The following is a 23419-nucleotide window of genomic DNA, read 5'->3' on the forward strand; positions in this document are numbered from 1 at the left end:
AGGCGTTGCGGGTGATGCGCGGCGCTTCCCTGTCAACGTGCGCCACCGCTGGCCAACCGCCCGGTGCATGCCCGGCCCGCAACCGGTCAGGCCAAGTGGACCCGGCTCTCCGGCAGACCGGGGTGGTCCTGGCGCGCGCTGAACAGGCTGCCCGCATGCGGGCTTGCGGCCAGCGCCTCGGGCGTGTGGTCCAGCTGCGAACTGATCACGTACAAGGTGCGCAGGTCGGGGCCGCCGAAGGCAACGCAGGTGGGGTTCTTGACCGGCACCGGCTGCACCTGCAGCAGTGTGCCGTCGGCGCCATAGCAGCTCACCTGGCTGGCGCGCCATTGCGCGTTCCAGACCCGCCCATCGGCATCCACCGCCGACCCGTCGGGCTCGGCAGCGCGGTTGGCCAACGTGGTGAACACACGCACGTTGGCGGTGCTGGCGCGCTCTGGGTCGTAATCGCAGGCCATGATCTGCGGCGTCACCGAATCGCACCAGTACAGCGTGCGGCCATCCAGGCTGAAGCTGATCGCGTTGGGAATCACGATGCCCGGCAGCGGCAGTTCGCGCAGGCCGTGGCGGCTGGAGTACTGATAGAAGCGGCCATCGGCGGCGCGCGCCGGGTGTTCGTTCATCGTGCCGAACACGAAGTTCCCGTGGCGGTCGGCGCGGCCATCGTTGCTGCGCGTGTATGCGTTGTGTGGGTCCACATCGGCCAGCCACTGCAGCGGCAGCGCATCGTCGGTGGCGGCAGCCAGGTCGGCGCGGTGCAGCGAACTGACCAATGCGACCAGCAGCGTGCCATCGTCGAACAACCCGATGCAGCCGGGGCGGTCCGGCAACACCCAGTGGCGCGTGCTGCCGCTGGCCGGCGTGTGCTGCCACAGCCGACGTTCGGCGATGTCGATCCAGAGCAGGCTCTGCCGCCGGTCGCACCAGAGCACGCCCTCGCCGTGGGTGCAGCGGCTGTCCACCGCCAGCGTGGCCGGCGCGCGTTCGAGGCTCATTGCGACGCACCGGTGGGCATCCGCACCATCGGCGTGGCGCCACAGCGGGATGGGGCGATCGGGCGAACGAACATGGGCATGGGCAGGCGCTCCTCGACAATGCCGCGCCACGCCCGGGAGTGGGCAGGGCGGCCAGGCGGGCATGGTCGCAGTGGAGGGCGTCGGTGATCAACCGGTGGTCGAGCGCGGCGATGCGCGCACGCCGCTGCGGGCCGCCGCCAGGTCCGGGCCCACCCGCCGCCGCCCAGCCGGCGCGAAAGGTATGAGAACCTGCGCCATCCGTCCCTGCTGCGGTCGTGCGCAGCGTCCCTTCAACCCAGGGTTTCCCATGACCAGTGCTTCGCTCAGCAGTACACGTGCCGTCAGCGGCGAGAACACCGGCTTCATCATCCTGATCAGCTGCGTGGCCACCATCGGTGGCTTCCTGTTCGGGTTCGACAGCGGCGTGATCAACGGCACCGTCGATGGCCTCAAGGACACGTTCCAGTCCAGCTCGGCCGGGATCGGCTTCGAGGTCGCCTCGATGCTGCTCGGCTGCGCGATCGGTGCGTTCTTCGCCGGCCGCCTGGGCGACCGGCTCGGCCGCCGCGGCGTGCTGATCATCGCGGCGGTGATGTTCCTGTTCTCGGCCCTGGGGGCCGGTGCGGCGCACAGCTCCACGGTGTTCATCATCGCCCGGGTGATCGGCGGGTTCGCGGTCGGCGCGGCCAGCGTGATGTCGCCGGCCTACATTGCCGAGGTGGCCTCGGCCCGGTACCGCGGCCGGTTGGCCACGGTGCAGCAGATCGCGATCATCAGCGGGTTGTTCTGTGCCTTCCTCAGCAACTATCTATTGGCCAAGGCGGCCGGCGCCTCCACCGAGTCCCTGTGGCTGGGCCAGGCGGCATGGCGCTGGATGTTCTGGATGCAGGCCATTCCCTCGCTGCTGTTCCTGTGCCTGCTGCTGGTGATCCCGGAAAGCCCGCGCTTCCTGGTGGTCAAAGGGCGCCGTGACCAGGCCCTGGCGGTGCTGACCCGTCTGTACGGGCCGGCCGAGGCGCAGGCCAAGATCACCGAGATCGAGGGTTCGCTGTCCCAGGACCAGCACCGCCCGACCTTCTCGGACCTGATCAGCAAGGCCACCGGCAAGCTGCGCCCGATCGTCTGGATCGGGATCGGCCTGGCGGTGTTCCAGCAACTGGTCGGCATCAACGTCGTCTTCTATTACGGCGCGGTGCTGTGGCAGGCGGTGGGCTTCTCGGAGAGCGACGCGCTGCTGATCAACGTGCTGTCCGGTGCGCTGAGCATCGGTGCCTGCCTGGTCACCGTGGTGCTGATCGACCGCATCGGACGCAAGCCGCTGCTGTGGGTCGGCTCGGTCGGCATGGCGATCTCGCTGGCGCTGGTCACCCTTGCCTTCGCCAGCGGCTCGCTGGATGCCGGCGGCAAGCTGCAGCTGTCCGACAGCATGGGCGTGCTGGCGCTGGTGGCGGCGAATGTCTACGTGATCTTCTTCAACATGTCCTGGGGCCCGGTGATGTGGGTGATGCTGGGCGAGATGTTCCCCAACCAGATCCGCGGCTCGGGGCTGGCGGTGGCCGGCGCGGCGCAGTGGACGGCCAACTTCGCCATCACCGTGTCCTTCCCGGTCCTGCTGGGCAGCATCGGCCTGGCCGGGGCCTACGGCATCTATACGGTGGCCGCGGTGCTGTCGGTGTTCTTCGTGCTGCGCTTCGTCAAGGAGACCAAGGGCAAGGAACTGGAGCAGATGGAGGGGTGAGCGCCGCTTCCGACATCCTCGTCGCGGGGCGCTTTGCCGGGTCGGGGGGTGCACTCCCCGACCCGGGCCTGGCAGGGCAGGCGCCGCACGCCCTGACCCTGAACGCAAAAAACCCCGCCGTGGCGGGGTTTTTGGCTTTCTGCACCGCGACTGGTGCTCCCTAGGGGACTCGAACCCCTGTTTTAGCCTTGAGAGGGCCACGTCCTAACCATTAGACGAAGGGAGCAGGCTTTGTCGCGAACTGCGCAGCGCGCTAGTATATGGACCTAGATGCCATTGGGCAATCCCGAAAACTCAACCGGAAGCGCCAACATCAATTCCTCTGCTACATCACCGTTCAGCCTGCGCGTGATCCCGCGCGATCAGCACAACATCTCCCGCAAGGACATCAGCCCCAACGCCCTGCGCGTTCTGTACCGGCTGCGTGATTCCGGGTTTGCCGGTTACCTGGTCGGCGGCGCCGTCCGCGATCTGCTGGTGAACGGCCACCCCAAGGATTTCGACGTCGCCACCGACGCGACGCCCGAGCAGGTCAAGCAGTTGTTCCGCAACTGCCGGCTGATCGGCCGCCGTTTCCGCCTGGCGCACGTGGTGTTCGGCCGCGAGATCATCGAGGTCGCCACCTTCCGCGCCAACATCGACGATGGCAGCGGCGACCGTGAGATGGAAAACGGCATGCTCGTGCGCGACAACGTGTACGGCAGCATCGAAGACGACGCGATCCGCCGCGACTTCACCTGCAACGCCCTGTACTACGCGATCGAGGATTTCTCGGTGCGCGATTACACCGGTGGCTTTGAAGACGTGCAGGCCCGCCTGATGAAGCTGATCGGCGATCCCGAGCAGCGCTACCGCGAAGACCCGGTGCGCATGCTGCGCGCGGTGCGCCTGGCGGCCAAGCTGGGCTTCCAGATCGAAGAGGCGACCGCCGAACCGCTGCCGCGCCTGGCCAACCTGCTGGCCGAGGCCGCCCCGGCGCGTCTGTTCGAGGAAGTGCTCAAGCTGTTCCTGTCCGGGCACGGTGTGGCCAGCTTCGAGGGCCTGGAGCGGTACGGCCTGCTCGATGTCATGTTCCCGGAAAGCGCCGCGGCCCTGCGCAGCAATCGCAGTGGTGCGTTGCGCCGCATGGTCATCGAAGGTCTGCACAACACCGATCTGCGTGTGGCCAATGACGAGCCGGTGTCGCCGTCGTTCCTGTTCGCGCTGCTGCTGTGGCCGGCGTTCTGCCGCGCCCTGGCCAGCCTGCAGAAGCAGGGCGTCGCACTGGAAGAGGCGCAGCGCCGTGCGGCGGACCGCGTCACCCTGCACCAGCTCACCACGATCGCCCTGCCGCGCCGTTTCTCGCTGCCGATGCAGGAGATCTGGCTGCTGCAGGGGCGCTTTAGCTCGCGCCAGCGCAAGCGGGTGATCCGGACCCTGACCCATCCGCGCTTCCGCGCCGCCTACGATTTCCTGGTCCTGCGCCAGGTCGCCTCCAGCGAGCATGAAGCCGACGTGGCGTTCTGGCGCGAGGCCCAGCTGCAGTCCGGTACCGAGCTGGATTCGGCGCTGGATGCCGCCCAGGCCGACGGTGAGGGCGAAGACGGTGCACCGCGCAAGCGTCGCCGCCGCCGTCGTCGTCCCGGTGGAGTGGCAGGCGAGTAAGCCGTGACCCTGGCCTGTATCGGATTGGGCGCCAATCTCGGGGACGCCGCGCAGACCCTGCGCGATGCGTTCCAGGCGCTGGCGGCCCTGCCGCAGACCACACTGCGGGCGCGCTCGCAGCTGTACAGCACGCCGGCGTGGGGCAACCTGGATCAGCCGGCGTTCGTCAACGCCGCCGCCGTGCTGGAGACCCGGTTGCCCGCACCGGATCTGCTGGCTGCGCTGCTGGAGATTGAGTGCCGCTTCGGCCGCGTACGGGATCCTGCCGTGCACTGGGGGCCGCGTGCACTGGATCTGGACGTGCTGCTGTACGGCGAGGAGGTCATCGATCTGCCGCAGCTGCAGGTACCGCATCCCTATCTGCATGAGCGCGCGTTCGCGCTGCTGCCGCTGGCCGAGATCGCGCCCGACGCCCTCATTCCCGGGCACGGCCGCGTGCGGGATGCTGTGATGCGGGTCGAGGCCTGCGGGATCGCTTCAATAGGAGGATAATGCGGGGCTTATCGCCACCGGTTATCAGCTCATGAGTACCCACGCAGACAGCAAGCCCTGGACCGTGCCCGCGTTGGCCGAGGCCAAGCGCAACGGACAGAAGCTGGTGATGTTGACCGCCTACGATGCCGGGTTCGCCCGCAGCTTCGACGCCAACGGCGTGGACCTGATCCTGATCGGCGACTCTCTGGGCATGGTGGTGCAGGGGCATGACTCGACCCTGCCGGTGACCACCGACGACATGGTCTATCACACCCGCGCCGTGGCCCGTGTACTGCAACGCGCGCTGCTGGTGGCGGATCTGCCGTTCGGCGCCGACGCTACCCCGGAGCGCGCGCTGGATGCCTCGCTGCGCCTGCTACAGGCCGGTGCGGAGATGGTCAAGATCGAAGGTGCCGGCTTCAAGCTGGACATCATCCGTTACCTGGTCGAGCGCGAGATTCCGGTCTGTTCGCACCTGGGCCTGACCCCGCAGTCGGTGCTGCGCCTGGGCGGCTATCGCGTGCAGGGCCGTGGCGACGCCGCCCAGCAGCTGCGCGATGACGCCAAGGCCGCGGTTGCCGCCGGCGCCAGCCTGGTCGTGCTCGAATGCGTGCCCACGCCGGTGGCTGCCCAGGTCACCGCGGACATCAGCGTGCCCACCATCGGCATCGGCGCCGGCCCGCAGTGCGATGGCCAGGTGCTGGTGCTGCATGATTTCCTCGGTCTGGACAGCGGCCATCGCCGTCCCAAGTTCGTCAAGGATTTCCTTGCCGAAGGCGGGTCGGTTGCCGGTGCGGTCCGTGCCTACGCCGACGCCGTGCGCGACGGCTCCTTCCCCGACGCAGAACACGCCTACGCCTCATGATCGAAACCGTCACCGAACTGTCCCGTCTGCGCGCCGTCGTCAACGGCTGGAAGCGCGAGGGCCTGCGCGTCGCGCTGGTCCCGACCATGGGCAACCTGCACGCAGGGCATTATTCACTGGTCACGCTGGCCCGGCAGTACGCCGATCGCGTGGTCTCCAGCGTCTTCGTCAACCCGACCCAGTTCGGCCCGAACGAGGACTTCACCCGCTACCCGCGCACGCCCGAAGCCGACACCACCGGCCTGGAGCAGGCCGGGTGCGATGTGCTGTGGCTGCCCACGGTTGAGTCGATGTACCCGTTCGGTGTCGAACTGGCGGCCAGCGTCAATGTGCCCGGCATCAGCGGCCTGCTCGAAGGCGCGCACCGCCCGGGCCATTTCGATGGCGTCTGCACCGTGGTCTCGCGCCTGTTCAACCAGGTGCAGCCGGATGTGGCGGCCTTCGGCAAGAAGGACTACCAGCAGCTGGCGGTGATCCGCCAGATGGTGGAAGACCTGGCCTTCCCGATCCAGATCGTCGGGGGCGACATCGTGCGCGAAGACGACGGTCTGGCGATGAGCTCGCGCAACCAGTATCTCAACGCCGAGCAGCGCCCGGTCTCGACCACCATCCACCAGGTGCTGCTGGGCATGCGCGAAGGCTTCATTGCGGGCAAGAGCCGCAGCCTGATCGAGGCCGAAGCCGCCGCGGCGCTGCAGGCCGCCGGGTTCCAGGTCGACTACGCCGTGGTCCGCCTGCCGGACCTGTCCGAGCCGGCCGATGCCAACGACGGCACCCGCGTGGCCCTGATCGCCGCGCGGATCGGCAATACCCGGTTGATCGACAACCTGGAGTTCTGAGGGCTGCGCCCCGCCGGGTAGGGCCACCCCATGGGTGGCTGCTGGGCGATGCCGGACGCGCAGCCACCCATGGGGTGGCTCTACCGGGGCGGCGGGGCGGCCTGACGATGCTGAACGGTGGGCAGCCCCCTCCCGGGACCGGCGCCGCGCGCCCTGCCGCCGATCCAGCGGGTGCTAGAATTTCCCTTTCCTTTACCGTTGTCCCGTCGCCATGCACCTGTCCCTGCTGAAGACCAAGATCCACCGCGCCACCGTCACTCACTCCGAGCTGAACTACGAAGGTTCCATCGCCATCGATGACAACCTGCTGGCTGCCACCGGCATCCGTGAGTTCGAGCAGGTGCACATCTGGGACGTCACCAACGGTGCGCGTTTCTCCACCTATGCCATCCGCGCCGAAGCCGGCAGCGGTGTGGTGTCGCTCAACGGTGGCGCCGCGCGCCACGTGCAGGTGGGCGACATCATCATCATCGCGGCCTTCGCCAGCATGAGCGAAGAAGAAGCTGACAGCTTCAAGCCGAAGTTGGTATATGTGGACGGCAAGAACCAGATCTCCCACACCAACGACACGATCCCGACACAGGCCGCATGACACAGCACAACGGATTCGACCCGCTTCATTCCCATGCCCAGCGCCTGCGTGGCGCGAGCATCCCTTCGTTGATCGCCGCCGAACCGGGCCGCGCACAATCGCTGGGGCTGCGGGTCGGTCCGTTGTACGTCAATTTCGCGCGGCAGAAATACGACCGCGCGGCGTTGGACGCACTGCTGCAGCTGGCCGCCGAGCGCGATGTCGCCGGCGGCTTCCAGCGTCTGTTCCGCGGTGAAACGGTCAACGTGACCGAAGGCCGCGCGGCGCTGCACACTGCGCTGCGTGGGGACGCCAGCGGCGCACCGGTGGCCGGTGAGGCCTTCGCTACCGCCGCGCAGGTGCGCCAGCAGATGGGCGAGCTGATCGCCGCGCTGGAAGCAACCACTATCACCGATATCGTCAGCGTCGGCATCGGCGGCTCGGACCTCGGTCCGCGGCTGGTCGCCGATGCGCTGCGTCCGGTCACCGGCGCACGCTTCCGCGTGCATTTCGTTTCGAATGTGGACGGCGCGGCGATGCAGCGCACGCTGGCCACGCTGGACCCGGCGACCACGGCCGGCATCCTGATCTCCAAGACCTTCGGCACCCAGGAAACACTGCTCAACGGGCAGATCCTGCATGACTGGCTGGGCGGCAGCGAGCGCCTGTATGCGGTCAGCGCGAATCCGGAGCGTGCGGCCAAGGCCTTCTCGATCGCCGCCGGCCGCGTACTGCCGATGTGGGATTGGGTGGGCGGGCGCTATTCGCTGTGGTCGGCGGTCGGTTTCCCGATCGCACTGGCGATCGGCTTCACGCGCTTCGAGCAGCTGCTCGAGGGCGCGGCGCAGATGGACGAACACGTGCTCACCGCGCCGCTCGAACAGAACCTGCCGGTCCTGCATGCCCTGACCGATATCTGGAACCGCAACCTGCTCGGCCATGCCACGCATGCGGTGATGACTTATGACCAGCGCCTGGCGCTGCTGCCGGCCTACCTGCAGCAGCTGGTGATGGAAAGCCTGGGCAAGCGGGTGCAGCTTGATGGCAGCCCGGTTGCCAGCGACACCGTGCCAGTGTGGTGGGGCGGGGCCGGTACCGATGTGCAGCACAGCTTCTTCCAGGCGCTGCACCAGGGCACCAGCGTGATCCCGGCCGACTTCATCGGCTGCGTGCACAACGATGACCCGTACGTGGTCAACCACCAGGCGCTGATGGCCAACCTGCTGGCGCAGACCGAGGCGTTGGCCAATGGCCAGGGCAGCGAGGATCCGCACCGCGAGTATCCCGGTGGCCGCCCGAGCACGCTGATTCTGCTCGACGCACTGACTCCGCAGTCGCTGGGTGCCCTGATCGCCATGTACGAACACGCGGTGTACGTGCAGTCGATCATCTGGAACATCAACGCCTTCGACCAGTTCGGCGTGGAGTTGGGCAAGCAGTTGGCCAGCCAGTTGCTGCCGGCGTTGCAGGGTGAAGCGCATGCGATCACCGACCCGGTGACGCTGGAGTTGCTGGGCCGGCTGACCGCCTGACCACCGCGTAGATCCGACCGTTGGCCGGCTAAAAGGGCAGGTAGAGCCGACCGTTGGTCGGCTATCGCGCGCAGCGCGCGGTGTTGATCGGTGTGGTGAAGAGCAGCCGACCAACGGTCGGCTCTACCGGTTGATGCGCCCGTGTTTGAGCAGCCGACCAACGGTCGGCTCTACCGATGCAGGTTCAGTGCGGGTAGGGCCGACTAAAAAGGCAGGTAGAGCCGACCGTTGGTCGGCTATCACGCGCAGCGCGCGGGGTTGGTCGATGTGGCGAAGAGCAGCCGACCAACGGTCGGCTCTACCGGTTGTTGCGGCCGGTGTTTGCGCGGCCAGCCCGCGCCCGGCATTACCGACTCGGGTCGCGTTCCGGGCTGGGGCGCTTGGCCAGCTTGCGCTGCAGCGAGCGCCGGTGCATGCCGAGCAGACGCGCCGCGGCGGACACGTTGCCGCCGGTTTCATGCATCGCCTGCTGGATGTGCTCCCACTGCAGCCGGCTGATCGGGGTCATCGCATCCGGCGGCTCCATGTCGCCATCGTCGGCCGGGCCATCGTCTTCTTCGCCGAGCGCACGCAGGATCATCGGCACCGTGGCCGGCTTGGGCAGATAGTCGTCCGCGCCGAGCTTGATCGCTTCCACCGCGGTGGCGATGCTGGCATAGCCGGTCACCAGCAGGATCCGCATGTCTTCGCGCAGGGCGCGCAGCGGCTGGATCAGCGCCAGGCCGGATTCGGTGCCGAGCTTGAGGTCGATCAGCGCGTAGGCCGGCGGCTGCTGCCGGGCCAGCAGCAGGGCCGAGGCGGTGTCGCTGGCGGTGACGGTTTCCAACCCTTTGCGGGCCAGGCTGCGCTGCAGCGTGCGCAGGTACAGTTCGTCGTCGTCGACCAGCAAGCCATGGCTGGCCTGGCCGGGCGCGGGGGTGAAAGCAGTCATGCGGAAGTCTCCCGTGGGGACAAGGGCAGGCGGAAGCCGACGCGGGTGCCGGCGCCATTGGCCGGGCGCATCCACAGCTCGCCGTCCAGGCGTTCGATGGTGGCGTGGGACAGGGCCAGGCCCACGCCCATGCCATCGGTCTTGCCGCTGTTGAACAGGGTGCCGGGCAGGACCGCCTGGCGGGCATCGAAGCCGTGGCCGTAGTCGCGCACTTCGCCGATCAGGTCATCGCCCTCGATGCGCAGCGACAGATCCACTTGCGGCCGGTCGGCCTTCTCACCCGCGTCGGCGGCATTGTTGAGCAGCACCATCAGCAGGTGCCCGATGCCCGGGTCCAGCGGCAGGGTGAGCGGGGCATCCTCATTGCGCTTCAGCGCGATGGTCGGACGCACCAGCCGCCACTGTTCCAGCACCTGCGGCAACGTCACCGCATCGCGGCCGGGTGCATCGCCGGCGGCCGGGCGGGCGAGGGCGAGCACCCGCTCCCGGCACTGCACCAGCAGCTCGCGCAGGGTTTCCACGTCATCGCGGACCTCGCTGCTTTCGGTCTGGTCGGCGATATCGTCGGCGAGCAGGGTCATGGTCGCCAGCGGGGTATTGAGCTCATGCGCAACCGAGGCGGCATGGGTGGCCAGCGCGACGATGCCCTCATTGCGCACGAAGCGTTCGCGCAGCATGGCCAGCTCGCGTTCGCGCTGGCGCAGGGCGATCGCCAGTCGGGTCGCGAACACCAGCACCACCGTGGCCGACAGCAGGAAGTTGCAGACCACGCCCCACTGCTGCATCTGCGCACCGGTGAAATAGCCGCTCGGCAGCGGCAGGCCGAACACGCCGCTTGCTGCATAGCCGATCAGGCAGGCCGCGGCCACGGCGAGGGTCCAGCGCAGGGGCAGGGCGAGCGCAGCCAGTGCGATCAGGATCAGGAAGAGTGAGCCGAAGGGATTGGCGATCCCGCCGCTCCAGCCGACCATCCAGGTCAAGACGGTGACATCCACCAGGATGTGGCAGAACGCGGTCAGTGGTGCGGTGTCGGCATCGTGTACGCGCAGTTGCGCATACAGATTGAACAGGGCCAGTGCAGCCACGCCGGCCCAAAGCGGCAGCTGCGGCAACTCCAGGCCCAGTACCCAGGTGGCGACCAGGATCGTGGCGGCCTGGCCAGCCACGGCCAGCCAGCGCAGGCTGCACAGGGTGCGGAGGAAGGGGGCGTCGGTACCGGTCATGTGCGCACATCGTATGCGCTCCGGCCTGGACCTGCCTGCGACAATAGGCCGCATCCGGGGTAGGCGGCGCGCGCGGGGCGCTGAACATGAGTGCCAACCAACGCTGGGCACCTACCCGTGCGCTGGGCGCGCTAAAATAGGCGGATGCATGACGCCGTGACCCGACCGACCCAACCCGCCGACTCCGCCGTGTGGGCCCGCCGCCAGACCCAGCCCGTCCATATCGGCGGCGTGGTCGTGGGCGGGGGCCATCCCGTGGTGGTGCAGTCGATGACCAACACCGACACCGCCGATGTCGCCTCCAGCGTGAAGCAGGTCGCCGAACTGTGGCGCGCGGGCTCGGAGATGGTGCGGTTGACCGTCAACAATCCCGAGTCTGCTGCGGCCATCCCGCGGATCGTGGAGAAGCTGCAGATGATGGGGATCGATGTCCCCCTGATCGGCGACTTCCATTACAACGGCCACCAGCTGCTGACCCAGGAGCCGGCCTGCGCCGAAGCGCTGGCCAAGTACCGGATCAATCCGGGCAACGTCGGCTTCGGCAAGAAGAAAGACACGCAGTTCGCGCAGCTGATCGAGTTTGCGATCCGCTACAACAAGCCGGTCCGCATCGGCGCCAACTGGGGCTCGCTGGACCAGTCCCTGGCCGCGCGCCTGATGGACGAGAACAGCCAGCGCGCGCAGCCGTGGGATGCCGGGCGCGTGCTGCGTGAAGCGCTGATCCGCTCGGCGCTGGATTCGGCGGAGACCGCCGTGGAACTGGGCCTGCCGCGCGATCGCATCGTGCTGTCGGCCAAGGTCAGCGGCGTGCAGGAGCTGATCGCGGTGTACCGCGACCTGGCCCAGCGCTCGGATTTCGCGCTGCACCTGGGCCTGACCGAGGCCGGTATCGGCAGCAAGGGCATCGTCGCCTCGTCGGCGGCGCTGGCGGTGCTGCTGCAGGAAGGCATCGGCGACACCATCCGTATCTCGCTGACCCCCGAACCGGGCCAGTCGCGCACGGCCGAAGTGATCGTTGCCCAAGAGCTGCTGCAGACCACCGGGCAGCGTGCCTTCACCCCGCTGGTCACGGCCTGCCCCGGCTGCGGCCGGACCACCTCGGAGTTCTTCCAGGAGCTGGCCAAGGTCGTGCAGAACCACGTGCGCGAGAAGATGCCGCTGTGGAAGGTGAGCCACCCGGGTGCGGAGAACATGACCCTGGCGGTCATGGGCTGCATCGTCAACGGCCCGGGCGAATCGCGCCACGCCAATATCGGCATCTCGCTGCCGGGCACGGGTGAAACGCCGGCCGCGCCGGTGTTCGTGGATGGCGAAAAGACGGTCACCCTGCGTGGCGAGAACATCGCCCAGGACTTCGTCACGCTGATCGATGAGTACGTTGAACGCACCTATGTCCGAAGCGCCGGGTAAGCCGACGGTGCTGGCCACGCCGGAGCCGGCCGCCGGCGTCCGCCACTGGATGGGCCGCAACGCCTGGCGCTTCGTGCTGCTGTTCGTGGGCGTGTTGCTGCCGTTGGCGGGCTTCGTCGCCCTGGCCGATGAAGTGCACGAGCTGGAGGCGATCTACTTCGACGACCTGCTGTTGTGGAAGCTGCACGCCCTGCATTCGCCGGGCCTGGACCGGTTCTTCGTGCTGCTGTCCAAGCTGGGCTACGAGTGGTTCCTGATTCCGGCCGACGTGCTGATCGTGGGCCTGCTTGCCTGGCGCAAACGCTGGCGCGAGGCCAGTTTCGTCGCGATCTGCTTTGCCGGCTCGGCCCTGTTGAACCTGGGCAGCAAGCGCTTCTTCCAGCGCGACCGGCCCAGCCTGTGGGAGTCCATCGCCCCGGAGAGCACCTTCAGCTTCCCCAGCGGCCATGCCATGGGCTCGATGACCCTGGCCGTCACGCTGGTGCTGCTGGCCTGGAACACCCGCTGGCGCTGGCCGGTGGCCCTAGCCGCGCTTGCTTTTGCGGTCCTGGTGAGCGTCTCGCGCATGTACCTGGGGGTGCATTACCCCTCCGATATCCTGGCCGGCTGGTGTGCCGCCCTGGTCTGGGTGGTAGGGTGCTTCCTGGTCATGTTCCGCCGCCGCCATCCGTGGCGGCATCGCCACTGAAACAAATACGGCGGTAAACTGGCCGAAAGCGGCATGAAGGCGGGCTGCACCCATAGGCTGCTCCATTGGATCAGGCAAGGGTGAGAGGCACAGGGGGAGGGCAGGACAGCATGTCTGTGATGCGCGGACCAGAACGCGATGATGGGGAACCCGGTTCCTTGTGATCGCCACATCCCGCGGCTAGGCTTGCCCCCGTTCACAGTGTTTGACGAGGTTGGCGGATGACGATTCGAGTGTATCTGGTGGACGATCATGCCCTGGTGCGTACGGGCATGAAGATGATCCTCTCCAATGAAACCGACATCGAGGTGGTCGGTGAGGCGGAGAGTGGCGAAGATGCGCTGCCGGATATCCGCCGCCTGCGGCCCGACGTCGTGCTGTGCGATCTGCATCTGCCGGGCGTGAGCGGCATGGAAGTCACCGAGCGCGTGGTCCGTGGCGATCACGGCACCCGCGTGGTGATCGTCTCCGTCCTTGAAGATGGTCCGATGCCCAAGCGCCTGCTCGAAGCCGGTGCTTCCGGCTACATCGGCAAGGCCTGCGATGCACAGGAACTGCTGCGCGCGGTGCGTGATGCCGCACTCGGCCGCCGTTACCTCGGCAACAGCATCGCGCAGAACCTGGCGCTGTCGAACGTGGAAGGCAACCATTCACCGTTCGACACCCTGTCCCCACGCGAACTGGAAGTGGCGCTGCTGCTCACCCAGGGCCTGCGCCAGGAAGACATCGCCAAGCGCCTGAGCCTGAGCGCGAAGACCGTCAATACGCACAAGGCCCGCCTGTTCGAGAAGATGGGCATCAACGACAACATCGCGCTGGCGCGCATGGCCAGCCAGTACGGCCTGGTGGATCCGGCACGCCCGATGTAACCCGCCTTCTGGCGGCGGATGGAAAAACGCCCGGGCATGCCCGGGCGTTTTCGTTCAGTGCGCGCGGACCCGCGCGACGATCTTCGCGGCCTGGGCCGCACTCTCGCGCACCTTGTCCCACTCGCCGCGCTCGATCCAACCGCCCGGCACCATCCACGAACCGCCGATGCAGACCACGTTCTTCTGCTCCAGGTACTCGGCTGCCGTGTCTTCGGTGATGCCACCGGTCGGGCACAGCTTCAGATCCGGGATCGGACCGGCCAGACCCTTGATCATCGCCAGCCCACCCACGGCCGAGGCCGGGAACAACTTGCACACCCGGAAGCCGCGCGCATACAGCGCCAGCATTTCCGTCGGCGAGGCCGCACCCGGCACCACCGGCAGCGGTGCCTGCGCCAGCGCATCGGCCATGTGCGCCGGCGTACCCGGCGTGACCAGGAAATCCGCACCCGCATCGATCGACTGCTGCATCTGCTCCACGGTCAACACCGTGCCCGCACCCACCACCACATCCGGCAGCTCGCGCTTGAGCATGGCGAGCGCGTCCATCGCCACCGGCGTACGCAGCGTCAGCTCGATCGCCGGCAGCCCGCCCTCCAACAACGCCGCGCTGACCGCACGGGCCTGATCCAGCGTATGCACGGTCACCACCGGCAGAATGCCGGCAGCCTTCAACAGGGTTTCAGCGCGTTTCTGATACTCGGCGATGCTCATGCGTTTTCAATCCTTATTCCAAAAAGTACGACGCCAACAACGCGCCGATAAGTGTCGGGAGGCAGCGGATGGCCCCAACCAGGACCGTTACAGCGCCATGGATGGCGCTGACGAGCGCCCATGGATGGGTTCACGGCGCGTCCTGGTTGGGGCCATCCCGCTGCCTCAACCAGAACATCCGGCCGCCGCGTTTGCGTCAGCTCACGCGTCCTTACCCTCATGCGGCGCATCCGCCGCCGCGGCATCATGCCCAAGCTCGTACTCCGCATCGTAATTCCAGATGCTGCCGTCATCGGCCGCCGGCCCGCACGAAATCGACATCGCGCCCTGATCGGCCGGACCCACCAGGCGGCGGCTCATCGCGAACAGATTGCGGCCCAGATCATGCGCCGCCGGTGCGGTGTTTGGCGCCGGCTCACGTGCCGCGAACTCGGCCGCATCCACCAACAGCTCCAGCGTGCCGGCCTCACCATCCAGACGGATGATGTCGCCCTCGCGCACACGTGCCAGCGGACCGCCACGCGAGGCTTCCGGGGTCATGTGGATCGCCGCCGGGAACTTGCCCGACGCGCCCGACAGACGACCGTCGGTAACCAGCGCCACGCGACGGCCCTGGTTCTGCAGCAGGCCCAGCAGCGGCGCCAGCGAATGCAGCTCCGGCATGCCGTTGGAGCGCGGACCCTGGTAACGGACCACCGCCACGAAATCGTGCGGCAGCACACCGGCCGCGTGCAGCTTGTTGAGGACCTGCGGCGCATCGACCACCACCGCCGGCGCTTCGATCGTGCGGAACTCCGGCTTCACCGCCGACAGCTTGATCAGCGAACGGCCGAGGTTGCCGCGCAGCAGGCGCAGGCCGCCCTGGGATTCGAACGGATTGGCCACGCCACGCACCACATCCGGATCGGCGCTCTCGCGCACACCGTCGATGTAGGTCAGCTTGCCGTCGCGCAACGCCGGCTCCTGGCCGTACTGCGGCATGCCGCCTTCGGCCACGGTCTGCAGGTCGGCGTGCATCAGGCCGGCCTCCATCAGCTCACGGAACACGAACGCGGTGCCGCCCGCGGCAGCGAAGCGGTTCACGTCGGCTTCGCCGTTCGGATAGACGCGGGCCAGCAGCGGGATCAGCTGCGAGAGCTGGTCCATGTCGTCCCAGGTCAGCACGATGCCGGCCGCACGCGCCACTGCGATCCAGTGGATGGTGTGGTTGGTCGAGCCGCCGGTGGCCATCAGGGTGACCACGGCGTTGACGATCGCGCGTTCGTCGATCAAGCGGCCGAGCGGTCGGAAGTCGTCGCCCAGCGCGCTGATCTCCAGCGCACGCACAGCTGCCTGGCGGGTCAGTGCATCGCGCAGCGGCGTATCCGGATTGACGAACGAGGCGCCCGGCATCTGCACGCCCATCGCCTCGAGCAGGGTCTGGTTGGAGTTGGCGGTGCCATAGAAGGTGCAGGTGCCGGCGCCGTGGTACGAGGCGGCTTCGGCTTCCAGCAGTTCTTCGCGGGTCGCCTGGCCGGCCGCATAGCGCTCGCGCACTTCGGCCTTCTGCTTGTTCGGAATGCCCGGGGTCATCGGGCCGGCCGGCAGGAAGATCGCCGGCAGGTGGCCGAAAGCGAGCGCACCGATCAGCAGGCCCGGCACGATCTTGTCGCAGACGCCGAGGTAGACGCTGGCATCGAACATGTCATGGCTCAGGCCGATCGCGGTCGACTGGGCGATCACATCGCGCGAGAACAGCGACAGCTCCATGCCGCCGCGGCCCTGGGTGACGCCGTCGCACATCGCCGGCACGCCACCGGCAACCTGTGCGGTCGCGCCGAGTTCGCGCGCGGTTTCGCGCAGGATCTCCGGGTAGTGCTCGAACGGCTGGTGCGCCGAGAGCATGTCGTTGTACGCGGTGATGATGCCCAGGTTGGGCGTCACGCCGCCGCGCAGGCGCGACTTGTCGGTCGGGCCGCACGCGGCGAACCCGTGGGCAAGGTTGCCGCAGCTCAGGCGCGAACGGAACGGACCGTCGCGCAGCGCCGCGTCGACACCGGCCAGGTAGGCGGCGCGCGAGGCGACGCTGCGCTGGACGATGCGCTCGGTGATGGCATGGAGTTTGGGATGCAGGCTCATTGGCTACCGGCTATGAGAAGGCGAACGGAACAACACCGGGGCAACTCAGTCACACCAGTGGACGCGCAGTTTCGCGCCGTCGAGATCGATCGCGTTGAGGATGGGATACAGCTGCGGATTGTTGCTTTCCAGCGCGTGCTTGAGCACTTCCAGCTTCTGCTTGCCACGCAGCAGCAACAGGCGCTGGCGGCTCTGCTTCAAGCCGTGCGGCGTGAGGGTGATGCGCAGCGGCCACTGGTTCGCACCGGGGCAGCCGGTGGCATCCAGCGCCGCGTAGGGCAGGGTGCTTTCCAGTGCGCGGGTCAAATCCTTCGAACCCGGGAACAGCGAGGCGGTGTGGCCGTCATTGCCCATGCCCAGCACGCTCACGCAGGGCCGCTGGCTGTGCCGGGCCTGCAGGTTGGCGCTGTAGACGCACTCGGGCAGCGGCTTGCCGACCCGCACCAGCGGATCGAAATGCGCGCCTTCAGCACGGGTGAGAAAGCTCTCCTTCACCAGCCATGCATTGCTGTCGCGATCCTGCGGCGAGAGCCAGCGCTCATCGACCAGGCTCACTTCCACCCGGTCCCATTGAACGTCCAGCTCGGCCAGTGCCTGGTAAATCGGCGCCGGCGTGGTGCCGCCGGAGAGCAGCATGCGCGCCCGGCCGAACTCGGCGATGTCGCGGTTGAGCTCGGCGGCCATTTCGGCGGCCACGGCCTCGATCCAGCCATCGGCATCGCCATGGCGGATCAGGGTGAAACGATCGGACGTATCCAGGGTATTCATGCGGTGCCTCCCGGCAGATCGCGTTCCACATCCGCCGCATACGCGGCCGCGCCGAGCAGGCCGGGGCTGGGGTGCATCACCGCCAGTGACGGCACCTTGGACATGATCGAAGAGAAGCGGCCCTTGTGTTCAAAGCGCTGGCGGAAGCCGGAGTGCTGCAGCGAATCGAGCATCTTCGGCACCAGGCCGCCGGTCAGGAACACGCCATCCCAGGCGCCCTGCATCAGCACCAGGTCACCGGCGATCGCGCCGAACACCGCACAGAACACATCCACGGTCCGCATCGCCTGCGGGTCGCCATGCAGCGCACGCGCGGTGACGTCCACCGGCTCCAGCTGGCCCGGATCGATGTCGGCCATCTCGCACACGGCGCGATGGATGTTGACCAGGCCGGGTCCGCAGATCAGGCGCTCGTTGGAGACACGGCCGAACTGTTCGGACAGGATTTCCAGGATGCGGATCTCTTCCGGCGTCCCGGGCGGGAAGCTGACGTGGCCACCCTCGGTTTCCAGCGGATAGCAGCGGCCGTGGCGCAGGATCAAGCCGCCCACGCCCAGCCCGGTGCCGGGGCCGATCACCGCATAGTTGCGCGGCTGGCCCGGCTTGCCCGGCACCCACGCCGCGCCGCCGACCTGGATCACATCGTGCGGCTGCAGCAGCGAGATCGCCATCGCCTGGGCGGCGAAGTCGTTGATCAGGTGCAACTCATCGAAGCCGAGCATGTGCGCGGTGCGCATGCGCGAGATCACCCACGGGTGATTGGTGATGCGCGCTTCGTCACCGTCCACGCGGCCGGCCACGGCGAACACGCCGCGCTTGGCTTCCGCGCCGATCTGTTCGAGATAGTGCCGTGCGGCCTCGCCCAGCGAAGGGAACTCAGCGACGGCGAATTCGCGGATGCTGTCCTGCTGCAGTGGCGCGGCCAGCGAGGTGTCGGCGAGCGCGAAGCGAGCGTTGGTACCGCCGATATCCGCGACGAGGACCGGCTGGGACAACACCGTCATGCCTGGCCACCACGGGCAGCGTCGGCGTCGGCATCGGCGGGCAGGAAGCCGGCCGCTTCTTCCGGACCCCATTCACCGGCCGGGTAGGGCTGCAGCGGCAGCTTGGCTTCCTTCCATGCGTCGCTGACGCTGTCGATCCAGGCCCAGGCCGCGCGCACTTCGTCATCACGCACGAACAGCGCGTGGTTGCCGTTGAAGGCATCCAGGAACAGGCGCTCGTAGGCGATGCGGCGGTGCAGGCCGGTGGGTACGGACAGTTCCAGTTCCAGCGGGTGCAGTTCCAGCGCGCCCCATTCCGGGCCGGCCAGCGAACTCATCAGGCCCAGCTCGATGTTTTCCTGCGGCTGCAGCTGGAAGGTGATCCGGTTCGGGGTGGCGTTGCCGCGGTGCGGTCGTTCGAACAGCCAATGGGTGACCGGCTTGAGCGTGACCACCACGCGGGTGGTGCGCTCGGCCAGGCGCTTGCCGGTGACCAGATGGAACGGCACGCCGGACCAGCGCCAGTTGTCGATATGCGCGGTGACGCCGGCGAAGGTTTCCACATCGCTGCCTTCCGGCGGCTGGTAGGCCTGCGCGGGCTGGCCATTGATGGTGCCGGCGGTGTAGCGGCCACGCACGCTGTCACGCGCGGCGTGCTTGGCATCGAGCGGGCGCAGGGCGCGCAGCACCTTGACCTTCTCATCGCGGATGCGATCGGCTTCCAGCGAGGCCGGCGGCTCCATCGCGACCAGGCACAGCAGCTGCAGGATGTGGCTCTGGACCATGTCGCGCAGCGCACCGGAGCGGGCGTAATACGCATCGCGGCCGTCCACGCCCTCGCTCTCGGCGACCAGGATATGCACCGATTCGATGTAGTTGCGGTTCCAGACCGCCTCGAGCAGCGTGTTGCCGAAGCGCAGCGCGATCAGGTTCTGCACCGCGGCCTTGCCCAGGTAGTGATCCAGGCGGAACACGCGGTCTTCGTCGATCCACTGGCCGATGGTGGAGATGATCTCCTCGGCGCTGGCGCTGTCGCTGCCGATCGGCTTTTCCAGCATCAGCCGGTGCGGTGCGGCCAGGGCGCCGCCCTTGGCCAGGCCTTCGCAGGTGGAGATGTACAGGCCCGGCGGGATCGCCAGGTAGCTCACGCACTTGCGGTCGACCAGGTCATGGACCGATTCGGCCACGGACTCGGGATTGCGCAGATCCACCGAACGGTAGTCGATGCGCTGCAGCAGCGAGTGGATGTCGTCCTGGCTGGCCATGGGCATGGCCTGCTGCAGGCGCGGGCGCAGGATCTCGCGGAAGGCCTCGGTATCGTGCGGCGACAGCGCCAGCGCACGGACCTTGAAGTCTTCGGGGAGCAGGCCGTCGCCCAGCAATCGCAGCAGCGAGGGGAACAGATAGCGCTGGGCCAGGTCACCTGTGGCGCCAAACAGGAAGAGGGTGTCGTGCATCGCTCGAGTTTCAGATCCGGGTGACATCGTTGTCAATCGCTTCTCGTCTATGTTCTCGGGGGTCGGGCGGGGTCCGTTGTCTGCTTGTTGCAGGTGCAGCACGACCCATGGATTCCGCCCGGCATGATGGCCTGCCGACCGGGTGTCGTGGGAGATATCGCATCCTCCCCGGCATCCCGATCACGGCCGACCATCGGATAGTGCCACGTGAAAACGTTTACATGGCAGAATGCGCAGACTGTATTCGATTGCAGTGGTCGCCGTCATGCGGCACCACGCCATCGACCTGCCATCGGGAGGGCCGAAGGCAGTTCCGCATAACAGCCCGGAGACCGGGCGGACTGGAATGGTGATATGGCAAAAGTGCAGTTGCAGGGCGTTCGCAAGGTCTACGACAACGGTCAGGTGGCCGTGCAGGGCGCGACCTTCGAAGTGGCCGATGGTGAATTGATGGTGCTGGTGGGGCCGTCGGGGTGTGGCAAGTCCACACTGCTGCGCATGGTCGCCGGCCTGGAGGAGATCAGTGGCGGCACGCTGACCATCGGCGAGCGCGTGGTCAACGACGTGGCGCCGAAAGATCGTGACATCGCCATGGTGTTCCAGAGCTACGCGCTCTATCCGCACATGACCGTGGCCGAGAACCTGGCCTTCGGCCTGAAGCTGCGCGGCCACGACAAGGCGACGATCAGCAAGCGGGTCAGCGAGGCGGCCGAAACGCTGGGTCTGACCGACATGCTCGACAAGCTCCCCAAGGCGATGTCCGGCGGCCAGCGCCAGCGCGTCGCGCTGGGCCGCGCCCTGGTGCGTGAGCCGGCGGTGTTCCTGCTGGATGAGCCGCTCTCCAACCTGGATGCGAAGCTGCGCCACAGCGTGCGTACGGAAATCGCGCAGCTGCACCGCAAGCTCGGCACCACGATGATCTACGTGACCCACGATCAGGTGGAAGCGATGACCCTGGGCCAGCGCATCGTGGTGCTCAAGGACGGCGTGATCCAGCAGATCGATACCCCGATGGCGCTGTATGACCGTCCGGCCAACCTGTTCGTGGCCGGCTTCCTCGGCAGCCCGGCGATGAACGTGCTGCGCGGCACCCTGCAGCGCACCGACAGTGGCTATGCCGTGCAGGACACCGGGCTGACCGCGCCGCTGGGCCAGGCCCGGATCGATCAGGCGTGGGTCGGCAAGGCGATCGCCGTGGGCGTGCGCCCGGAGCATCTGCAGCCGGCCGCCGCCGGGGATGCGACCGCGTTCGAGGCGATGATCAATGGCATCGAGCCGGTCGGCAACGAGATCTTCGTCAACATGACCAGTGGCGGCCAGCCGTTGGTGATGCGCGTGGCGCCGCAGGCGTTGCCCTCGGTGGGCGAGCCGATCCGTGTGGCGATCCACCCGCAGGGCCTGCATTTCTTCGATGCAGAGACCGGCGAGCGGTTGAACGACGCGTAACACGCGGCCGGGTTACGGGGTTGCCGGCCAGCGGCCGGCACTACCCGTGCCCGAATCCGGCAGTGCCACCAGATCCGGCAGTGCCACCAGATCCGGCAGTGCCACCAGATCCGGCAGTGCCACCAGATCCGGTAGTGCCGGCCGCTGGCCGGCTCCCCGTACACCCATCAACGTTAATGGCGTACCGCATCGATCAACGGTCGATGCCTACCGGGTCTACCGCGCCAGGCCGTCCAGCAAGGGCAGGTGAGCGGCCTGGACCCCGCCGACGCTCAGCGGCTCCGGCGCGATCTCCAGCGGCAGTACCGCCAGGGCCAGGTCACCGGCCACCGACGCGACCGTGCCGATCGCCGCCTCGTTCTGATGTACCTGCGTGCCGCTGGTCGTGCCCTCCACGACCCGCAGCAGCTGCAGGGCGCGCTTGGCCTTGCCCAGGAAATGGGTGCGGGCCACGATTTCCTGGCCCGGGTAGCAGCCCTTCTTGACGCTGTACCCGTTCAGGCGGTCCAGCCCCAACTGCTGTGGCGTCCACTGCTCGCGCTGATCGGCGTCCAGTCGCGGCAGCCCGTAGCGCAGGTCGGACTGGCGCCAGGCCAGCGCGATATCCGCACTGTCGGCCGCAGCGGCCACGGCATCGGCCGCGCCGATCCGCAGGCTGCGCGGAAGCACATCGCTGCCGAGGTCCAGTTCGAGGTTTTCGCCGGCAAGTTGCGCAATCGCGGCCCCGGAGGCCGCTTCCGGCGCGGTGAAGCTCGCCACCACGGCCAGGTCGTTGCGCACCTCGATCCGGACCTTGCGGCGGAATACAAAACGCTGCAACTGCGACGCAATCGCATCGGCGTCGCCGTCGGCGAGCAGCAGCACGATGCGCTCCTCCTCCAGCCGCAACAGCTGGAACACAGCAATGGTGCGGCCCTTGGCCGTCAGCCAGGCACTCCACTGCCAATGCCGCAGGGGCAGGGCGGTGACATCGCTGGAGAATTGGGCATGGGCAAAGGCGGCCGCATCGGCACCGCTGAGACTGAGCAGCTGGTGACCGGAAAGGCGCGAAAAGCCGGCGAAATCGGAGGGCAGGTTGTCAGGCACGTGAACGGGGTCTAAAATTTGTGCGTTGCGAGAACACCCATGATAGGCCAAACAACCCCCACTCCAGATTCTGAAGCTGAAGGCACGCTGGTACCGGAGGAGCAACCGCTCCCCGCGACGCCGGCAGTGCCTTTGGAAATCGGCGGCCGCGGCGGACTTGATCCGGTGCGGTACGGAGATTGGGAAAAAAACGGACGCTGCATCGATTTTTGATCAGCATTGAGCCAACGCGGCATTGCGCCGCCCAGCCGAGATAACGAGCCCAGCGAATGGCCGCCAGAGAACGTCCCCTTTCCCCGCACCTTCAGGTGTATCGCTGGCAGATTCAGATGGCCACCTCGATCCTGCATCGAGCGACCGGCATCTTTCTGTCTGTTGGAGCCCTGATCATTGCCGGCGGCCTGCTCGCCCTGATGATGGGTCCTGAATCCTGGAACTGCTTCACCGGCCAGGCCGGTAGCTGGTACGGCAAGCTCTTCCTCTTCGCCTGGACCTGGTCCTTCGCCTACCACCTGTGCAATGGCATCCGCCATATCGTGCAGGACTTCGCGATCGGCTTCTCCATCCCCGCCTTCGTGCGCAGCAGCTGGGTCTCGGTGTTCGCCAGCCTGGTGATCACCGCCCTGATCTGGGCCTATGTCTTCATGGGAGCGGCCGCATGAACAAGTACCGTACCCCGCTGAAGAACGTGCGTGGCCTGGGCGCCGCCAAGACCGGCACCGAGCACTTCGTGATGCAGCGCCTGACCGCCACCGCGCTGGTCGGCCTGAGCATCTGGTTCCTGGTGTTCGTGCTGAGCCTGATCGGCGCCGATTACGTGACCGCCACCGACGCGGTGTCCAAGCCGTGGAACGCGGTGCTGCTGGTCGGCTTCCTGGTCGCGATGTTCTGGCATGCCCAGCTCGGCCTGCAGGTCGTGCTGGAAGACTACATCCACAATTCGCTGCTGGCCCTGGCGCTGCAGACCACGGTGAAGTTCATCGCCGTGCTCGGCGGGATCGTCAGTGTTTTTGCGGTCGCCCGCATCGCGCTCGGCGTCGCCTGAGT

24 protein-coding genes and 1 tRNA gene are annotated in these 23419 nt (G+C 67.4%); 14 read left to right on the forward strand and 11 right to left on the reverse strand.

Annotated elements, in window-relative coordinates:
• Nucleotides 1-86 precede the first annotated feature (86 nt).
• A complete protein-coding gene (locus tag ABE571_RS15385) occupies nucleotides 87-995 on the reverse strand; it encodes an SMP-30/gluconolactonase/LRE family protein (RefSeq protein ID WP_346494030.1) in 909 nt (302 codons plus the stop codon).
• Between the two features lie 328 nt (nucleotides 996-1323).
• Here ABE571_RS15385 and ABE571_RS15390 point away from each other — a divergent pair, with 328 nt between their 5' ends.
• Nucleotides 1324-2754: a sugar porter family MFS transporter gene (locus ABE571_RS15390; protein ID WP_346494032.1), complete on the forward strand. Its 1431-nt coding sequence runs from the start codon at nucleotides 1324-1326 to the stop codon at nucleotides 2752-2754.
• A gap of 151 nt (nucleotides 2755-2905) precedes the next feature.
• On the opposite strand, the gene ABE571_RS15395 is transcribed toward ABE571_RS15390, so the two are convergent.
• A tRNA-Glu gene (locus ABE571_RS15395) sits at nucleotides 2906-2980 on the reverse strand.
• Between the two features lie 50 nt (nucleotides 2981-3030).
• On the opposite strand from ABE571_RS15395, the gene pcnB reads away from it, so the two are divergent.
• The 6 genes from pcnB to pgi all read left to right on the forward strand — a co-directional run bounded on the left by pcnB (nucleotide 3031) and on the right by pgi (nucleotide 8679).
• Complete coding sequence (gene pcnB / locus ABE571_RS15400) at nucleotides 3031-4398, forward strand: polynucleotide adenylyltransferase PcnB (RefSeq protein ID WP_070427115.1); 1368 nt, start codon at nucleotides 3031-3033, stop codon at nucleotides 4396-4398.
• Nucleotides 4399-4401: 3 nt separating this feature from the next.
• Nucleotides 4402-4890, forward strand: coding sequence for a 2-amino-4-hydroxy-6-hydroxymethyldihydropteridine diphosphokinase (gene folK / locus ABE571_RS15405; RefSeq protein ID WP_346463694.1), 489 nt, complete (start codon nucleotides 4402-4404; stop codon nucleotides 4888-4890).
• A gap of 31 nt (nucleotides 4891-4921) precedes the next feature.
• Nucleotides 4922-5737: a 3-methyl-2-oxobutanoate hydroxymethyltransferase gene (panB, locus tag ABE571_RS15410; protein WP_121041839.1), complete on the forward strand. Its 816-nt coding sequence runs from the start codon at nucleotides 4922-4924 to the stop codon at nucleotides 5735-5737.
• Nucleotides 5734-6576: a pantoate--beta-alanine ligase gene (gene panC, locus ABE571_RS15415; protein ID WP_019183274.1), complete on the forward strand. Its 843-nt coding sequence runs from the start codon at nucleotides 5734-5736 to the stop codon at nucleotides 6574-6576. The genes panB and panC overlap by 4 nt, the downstream gene beginning before the upstream one ends.
• Before the next feature lie 211 nt (nucleotides 6577-6787).
• Nucleotides 6788-7168, forward strand: coding sequence for an aspartate 1-decarboxylase (panD, locus tag ABE571_RS15420; RefSeq protein WP_019183273.1), 381 nt, complete (start codon nucleotides 6788-6790; stop codon nucleotides 7166-7168).
• On the forward strand, nucleotides 7165-8679 hold the full coding sequence (gene pgi / locus ABE571_RS15425; protein ID WP_346494034.1) for a glucose-6-phosphate isomerase: 1515 nt from the start codon (nucleotides 7165-7167) through the stop codon (nucleotides 8677-8679). The genes panD and pgi overlap by 4 nt, the downstream gene beginning before the upstream one ends.
• 346 nt (nucleotides 8680-9025) lie before the next feature.
• Here pgi and ABE571_RS15430 read toward each other — a convergent pair whose 3' ends face one another.
• Together ABE571_RS15430 and ABE571_RS15435 are read right to left on the reverse strand one after the other, a co-directional pair.
• Nucleotides 9026-9610, reverse strand: coding sequence for a response regulator transcription factor (locus tag ABE571_RS15430; RefSeq protein ID WP_019183269.1), 585 nt, complete (start codon nucleotides 9608-9610; stop codon nucleotides 9026-9028).
• Nucleotides 9607-10833: an ATP-binding protein gene (locus ABE571_RS15435; protein ID WP_313212903.1), complete on the reverse strand. Its 1227-nt coding sequence runs from the start codon at nucleotides 10831-10833 to the stop codon at nucleotides 9607-9609. Before ABE571_RS15435 ends, ABE571_RS15430 begins: the two co-directional genes overlap by 4 nt.
• A 144-nt stretch (nucleotides 10834-10977) precedes the next feature.
• On the opposite strand from ABE571_RS15435, the gene ispG reads away from it, so the two are divergent.
• The 3 genes from ispG (at nucleotide 10978) to ABE571_RS15450 (ending at nucleotide 13800) form a co-directional block, all read left to right on the forward strand.
• A complete protein-coding gene (ispG, locus tag ABE571_RS15440; RefSeq protein WP_313217914.1) occupies nucleotides 10978-12243 on the forward strand; it encodes a flavodoxin-dependent (E)-4-hydroxy-3-methylbut-2-enyl-diphosphate synthase in 1266 nt (421 codons plus the stop codon).
• Nucleotides 12224-12931 (forward strand): phosphatase PAP2 family protein, encoded by a 708-nt coding sequence (locus ABE571_RS15445; RefSeq protein WP_313217916.1) that lies wholly within the window; start codon nucleotides 12224-12226, stop codon nucleotides 12929-12931. The genes ispG and ABE571_RS15445 overlap by 20 nt, the downstream gene beginning before the upstream one ends.
• A 221-nt stretch (nucleotides 12932-13152) precedes the next feature.
• Nucleotides 13153-13800: a response regulator gene (locus tag ABE571_RS15450; protein ID WP_019183265.1), complete on the forward strand. Its 648-nt coding sequence runs from the start codon at nucleotides 13153-13155 to the stop codon at nucleotides 13798-13800.
• A gap of 54 nt (nucleotides 13801-13854) precedes the next feature.
• Here ABE571_RS15450 and ABE571_RS15455 read toward each other — a convergent pair whose 3' ends face one another.
• The 5 genes from ABE571_RS15455 to zwf all read right to left on the reverse strand — a co-directional run bounded on the left by ABE571_RS15455 (nucleotide 13855) and on the right by zwf (nucleotide 19840).
• Nucleotides 13855-14514 (reverse strand): bifunctional 4-hydroxy-2-oxoglutarate aldolase/2-dehydro-3-deoxy-phosphogluconate aldolase, encoded by a 660-nt coding sequence (locus tag ABE571_RS15455; RefSeq protein ID WP_313212899.1) that lies wholly within the window; start codon nucleotides 14512-14514, stop codon nucleotides 13855-13857.
• A gap of 201 nt (nucleotides 14515-14715) precedes the next feature.
• A complete protein-coding gene (gene edd / locus ABE571_RS15460) occupies nucleotides 14716-16632 on the reverse strand; it encodes a phosphogluconate dehydratase (protein WP_346463688.1) in 1917 nt (638 codons plus the stop codon).
• Nucleotides 16633-16677: 45 nt separating this feature from the next.
• Nucleotides 16678-17400, reverse strand: coding sequence for a 6-phosphogluconolactonase (gene pgl, locus ABE571_RS15465; RefSeq protein ID WP_313211452.1), 723 nt, complete (start codon nucleotides 17398-17400; stop codon nucleotides 16678-16680).
• On the reverse strand, nucleotides 17397-18404 hold the full coding sequence (gene glk / locus ABE571_RS15470; RefSeq protein WP_346494036.1) for a glucokinase: 1008 nt from the start codon (nucleotides 18402-18404) through the stop codon (nucleotides 17397-17399). The genes pgl and glk overlap by 4 nt, the downstream gene beginning before the upstream one ends.
• Nucleotides 18401-19840, reverse strand: a complete 1440-nt coding sequence (gene zwf, locus ABE571_RS15475) for a glucose-6-phosphate dehydrogenase (RefSeq protein ID WP_313211456.1) — start codon at nucleotides 19838-19840, stop codon at nucleotides 18401-18403. Before zwf ends, glk begins: the two co-directional genes overlap by 4 nt.
• A gap of 354 nt (nucleotides 19841-20194) precedes the next feature.
• Between zwf and ugpC the strand changes: the two genes are divergently transcribed.
• Nucleotides 20195-21286 (forward strand): sn-glycerol-3-phosphate ABC transporter ATP-binding protein UgpC, encoded by a 1092-nt coding sequence (gene ugpC / locus ABE571_RS15480; RefSeq protein WP_346494038.1) that lies wholly within the window; start codon nucleotides 20195-20197, stop codon nucleotides 21284-21286.
• Between the two features lie 12 nt (nucleotides 21287-21298).
• Here ugpC and ABE571_RS15485 read toward each other — a convergent pair whose 3' ends face one another.
• Nucleotides 21299-21454, reverse strand: coding sequence for a hypothetical protein (locus tag ABE571_RS15485; RefSeq protein ID WP_284129577.1), 156 nt, complete (start codon nucleotides 21452-21454; stop codon nucleotides 21299-21301).
• 48 nt (nucleotides 21455-21502) lie between these two features.
• Complete coding sequence (locus ABE571_RS15490) at nucleotides 21503-22372, reverse strand: folate-binding protein (protein WP_346463684.1); 870 nt, start codon at nucleotides 22370-22372, stop codon at nucleotides 21503-21505.
• Nucleotides 22373-22411: 39 nt separating this feature from the next.
• Between ABE571_RS15490 and ABE571_RS15495 the strand changes: the two genes are divergently transcribed.
• From ABE571_RS15495 to sdhD, 3 genes are read left to right on the forward strand one after another with little or no spacing between them, the layout of a single operon-like run.
• The gene (locus tag ABE571_RS15495) at nucleotides 22412-22585 is read left to right on the forward strand and encodes a DUF1674 domain-containing protein (RefSeq protein WP_102788321.1); all 174 of its coding nucleotides are present in this window, start codon (nucleotides 22412-22414) and stop codon (nucleotides 22583-22585) included.
• Nucleotides 22586-22641: 56 nt separating this feature from the next.
• Nucleotides 22642-23034 carry a succinate dehydrogenase, cytochrome b556 subunit gene (sdhC, locus tag ABE571_RS15500; protein WP_313211464.1) on the forward strand — a complete coding sequence of 131 codons (393 nt, stop codon included), beginning with the start codon at nucleotides 22642-22644 and terminating at the stop codon, nucleotides 23032-23034.
• Nucleotides 23031-23417: a succinate dehydrogenase, hydrophobic membrane anchor protein gene (gene sdhD / locus ABE571_RS15505; protein WP_313211466.1), complete on the forward strand. Its 387-nt coding sequence runs from the start codon at nucleotides 23031-23033 to the stop codon at nucleotides 23415-23417. The genes sdhC and sdhD overlap by 4 nt, the downstream gene beginning before the upstream one ends.
• The last annotated feature ends 2 nt before the right edge of the window (nucleotides 23418-23419 follow it).

Source organism: Stenotrophomonas sp. TWI273 (assembly GCF_039674765.1).
GTDB lineage: Bacteria > Pseudomonadota > Gammaproteobacteria > Xanthomonadales > Xanthomonadaceae > Stenotrophomonas.

Coding starts and splice junctions, on each gene's coding strand:
- panD (WP_019183273.1), top strand. CDS start 6,788: ATGCACCTGTCCCTGCTGAAGACCAAGATCCACCGCGCCACCGTCACT.
- sdhC (WP_313211464.1), top strand. CDS start 22,642: ATGGCCGCCAGAGAACGTCCCCTTTCCCCGCACCTTCAGGTGTATCGC.
- ABE571_RS15445 (WP_313217916.1), top strand. CDS start 12,224: ATGTCCGAAGCGCCGGGTAAGCCGACGGTGCTGGCCACGCCGGAGCCG.
- ABE571_RS15485 (WP_284129577.1), bottom strand. CDS start 21,454: ATGGGTGTACGGGGAGCCGGCCAGCGGCCGGCACTACCGGATCTGGTG.
- panB (WP_121041839.1), top strand. CDS start 4,922: ATGAGTACCCACGCAGACAGCAAGCCCTGGACCGTGCCCGCGTTGGCC.
- ispG (WP_313217914.1), top strand. CDS start 10,978: ATGCATGACGCCGTGACCCGACCGACCCAACCCGCCGACTCCGCCGTG.
- glk (WP_346494036.1), bottom strand. CDS start 18,404: ATGACGGTGTTGTCCCAGCCGGTCCTCGTCGCGGATATCGGCGGTACC.
- ABE571_RS15435 (WP_313212903.1), bottom strand. CDS start 10,833: ATGACCGGTACCGACGCCCCCTTCCTCCGCACCCTGTGCAGCCTGCGC.
- ABE571_RS15495 (WP_102788321.1), top strand. CDS start 22,412: ATGATAGGCCAAACAACCCCCACTCCAGATTCTGAAGCTGAAGGCACG.
- ABE571_RS15430 (WP_019183269.1), bottom strand. CDS start 9,610: ATGACTGCTTTCACCCCCGCGCCCGGCCAGGCCAGCCATGGCTTGCTG.
- pgi (WP_346494034.1), top strand. CDS start 7,165: ATGACACAGCACAACGGATTCGACCCGCTTCATTCCCATGCCCAGCGC.
- ABE571_RS15385 (WP_346494030.1), bottom strand. CDS start 995: ATGAGCCTCGAACGCGCGCCGGCCACGCTGGCGGTGGACAGCCGCTGC.
- ABE571_RS15455 (WP_313212899.1), bottom strand. CDS start 14,514: ATGAGCATCGCCGAGTATCAGAAACGCGCTGAAACCCTGTTGAAGGCT.
- edd (WP_346463688.1), bottom strand. CDS start 16,632: ATGAGCCTGCATCCCAAACTCCATGCCATCACCGAGCGCATCGTCCAG.
- ABE571_RS15390 (WP_346494032.1), top strand. CDS start 1,324: ATGACCAGTGCTTCGCTCAGCAGTACACGTGCCGTCAGCGGCGAGAAC.
- zwf (WP_313211456.1), bottom strand. CDS start 19,840: ATGCACGACACCCTCTTCCTGTTTGGCGCCACAGGTGACCTGGCCCAG.
- panC (WP_019183274.1), top strand. CDS start 5,734: ATGATCGAAACCGTCACCGAACTGTCCCGTCTGCGCGCCGTCGTCAAC.
- ugpC (WP_346494038.1), top strand. CDS start 20,195: ATGGCAAAAGTGCAGTTGCAGGGCGTTCGCAAGGTCTACGACAACGGT.
- ABE571_RS15450 (WP_019183265.1), top strand. CDS start 13,153: ATGACGATTCGAGTGTATCTGGTGGACGATCATGCCCTGGTGCGTACG.
- sdhD (WP_313211466.1), top strand. CDS start 23,031: ATGAACAAGTACCGTACCCCGCTGAAGAACGTGCGTGGCCTGGGCGCC.
- pgl (WP_313211452.1), bottom strand. CDS start 17,400: ATGAATACCCTGGATACGTCCGATCGTTTCACCCTGATCCGCCATGGC.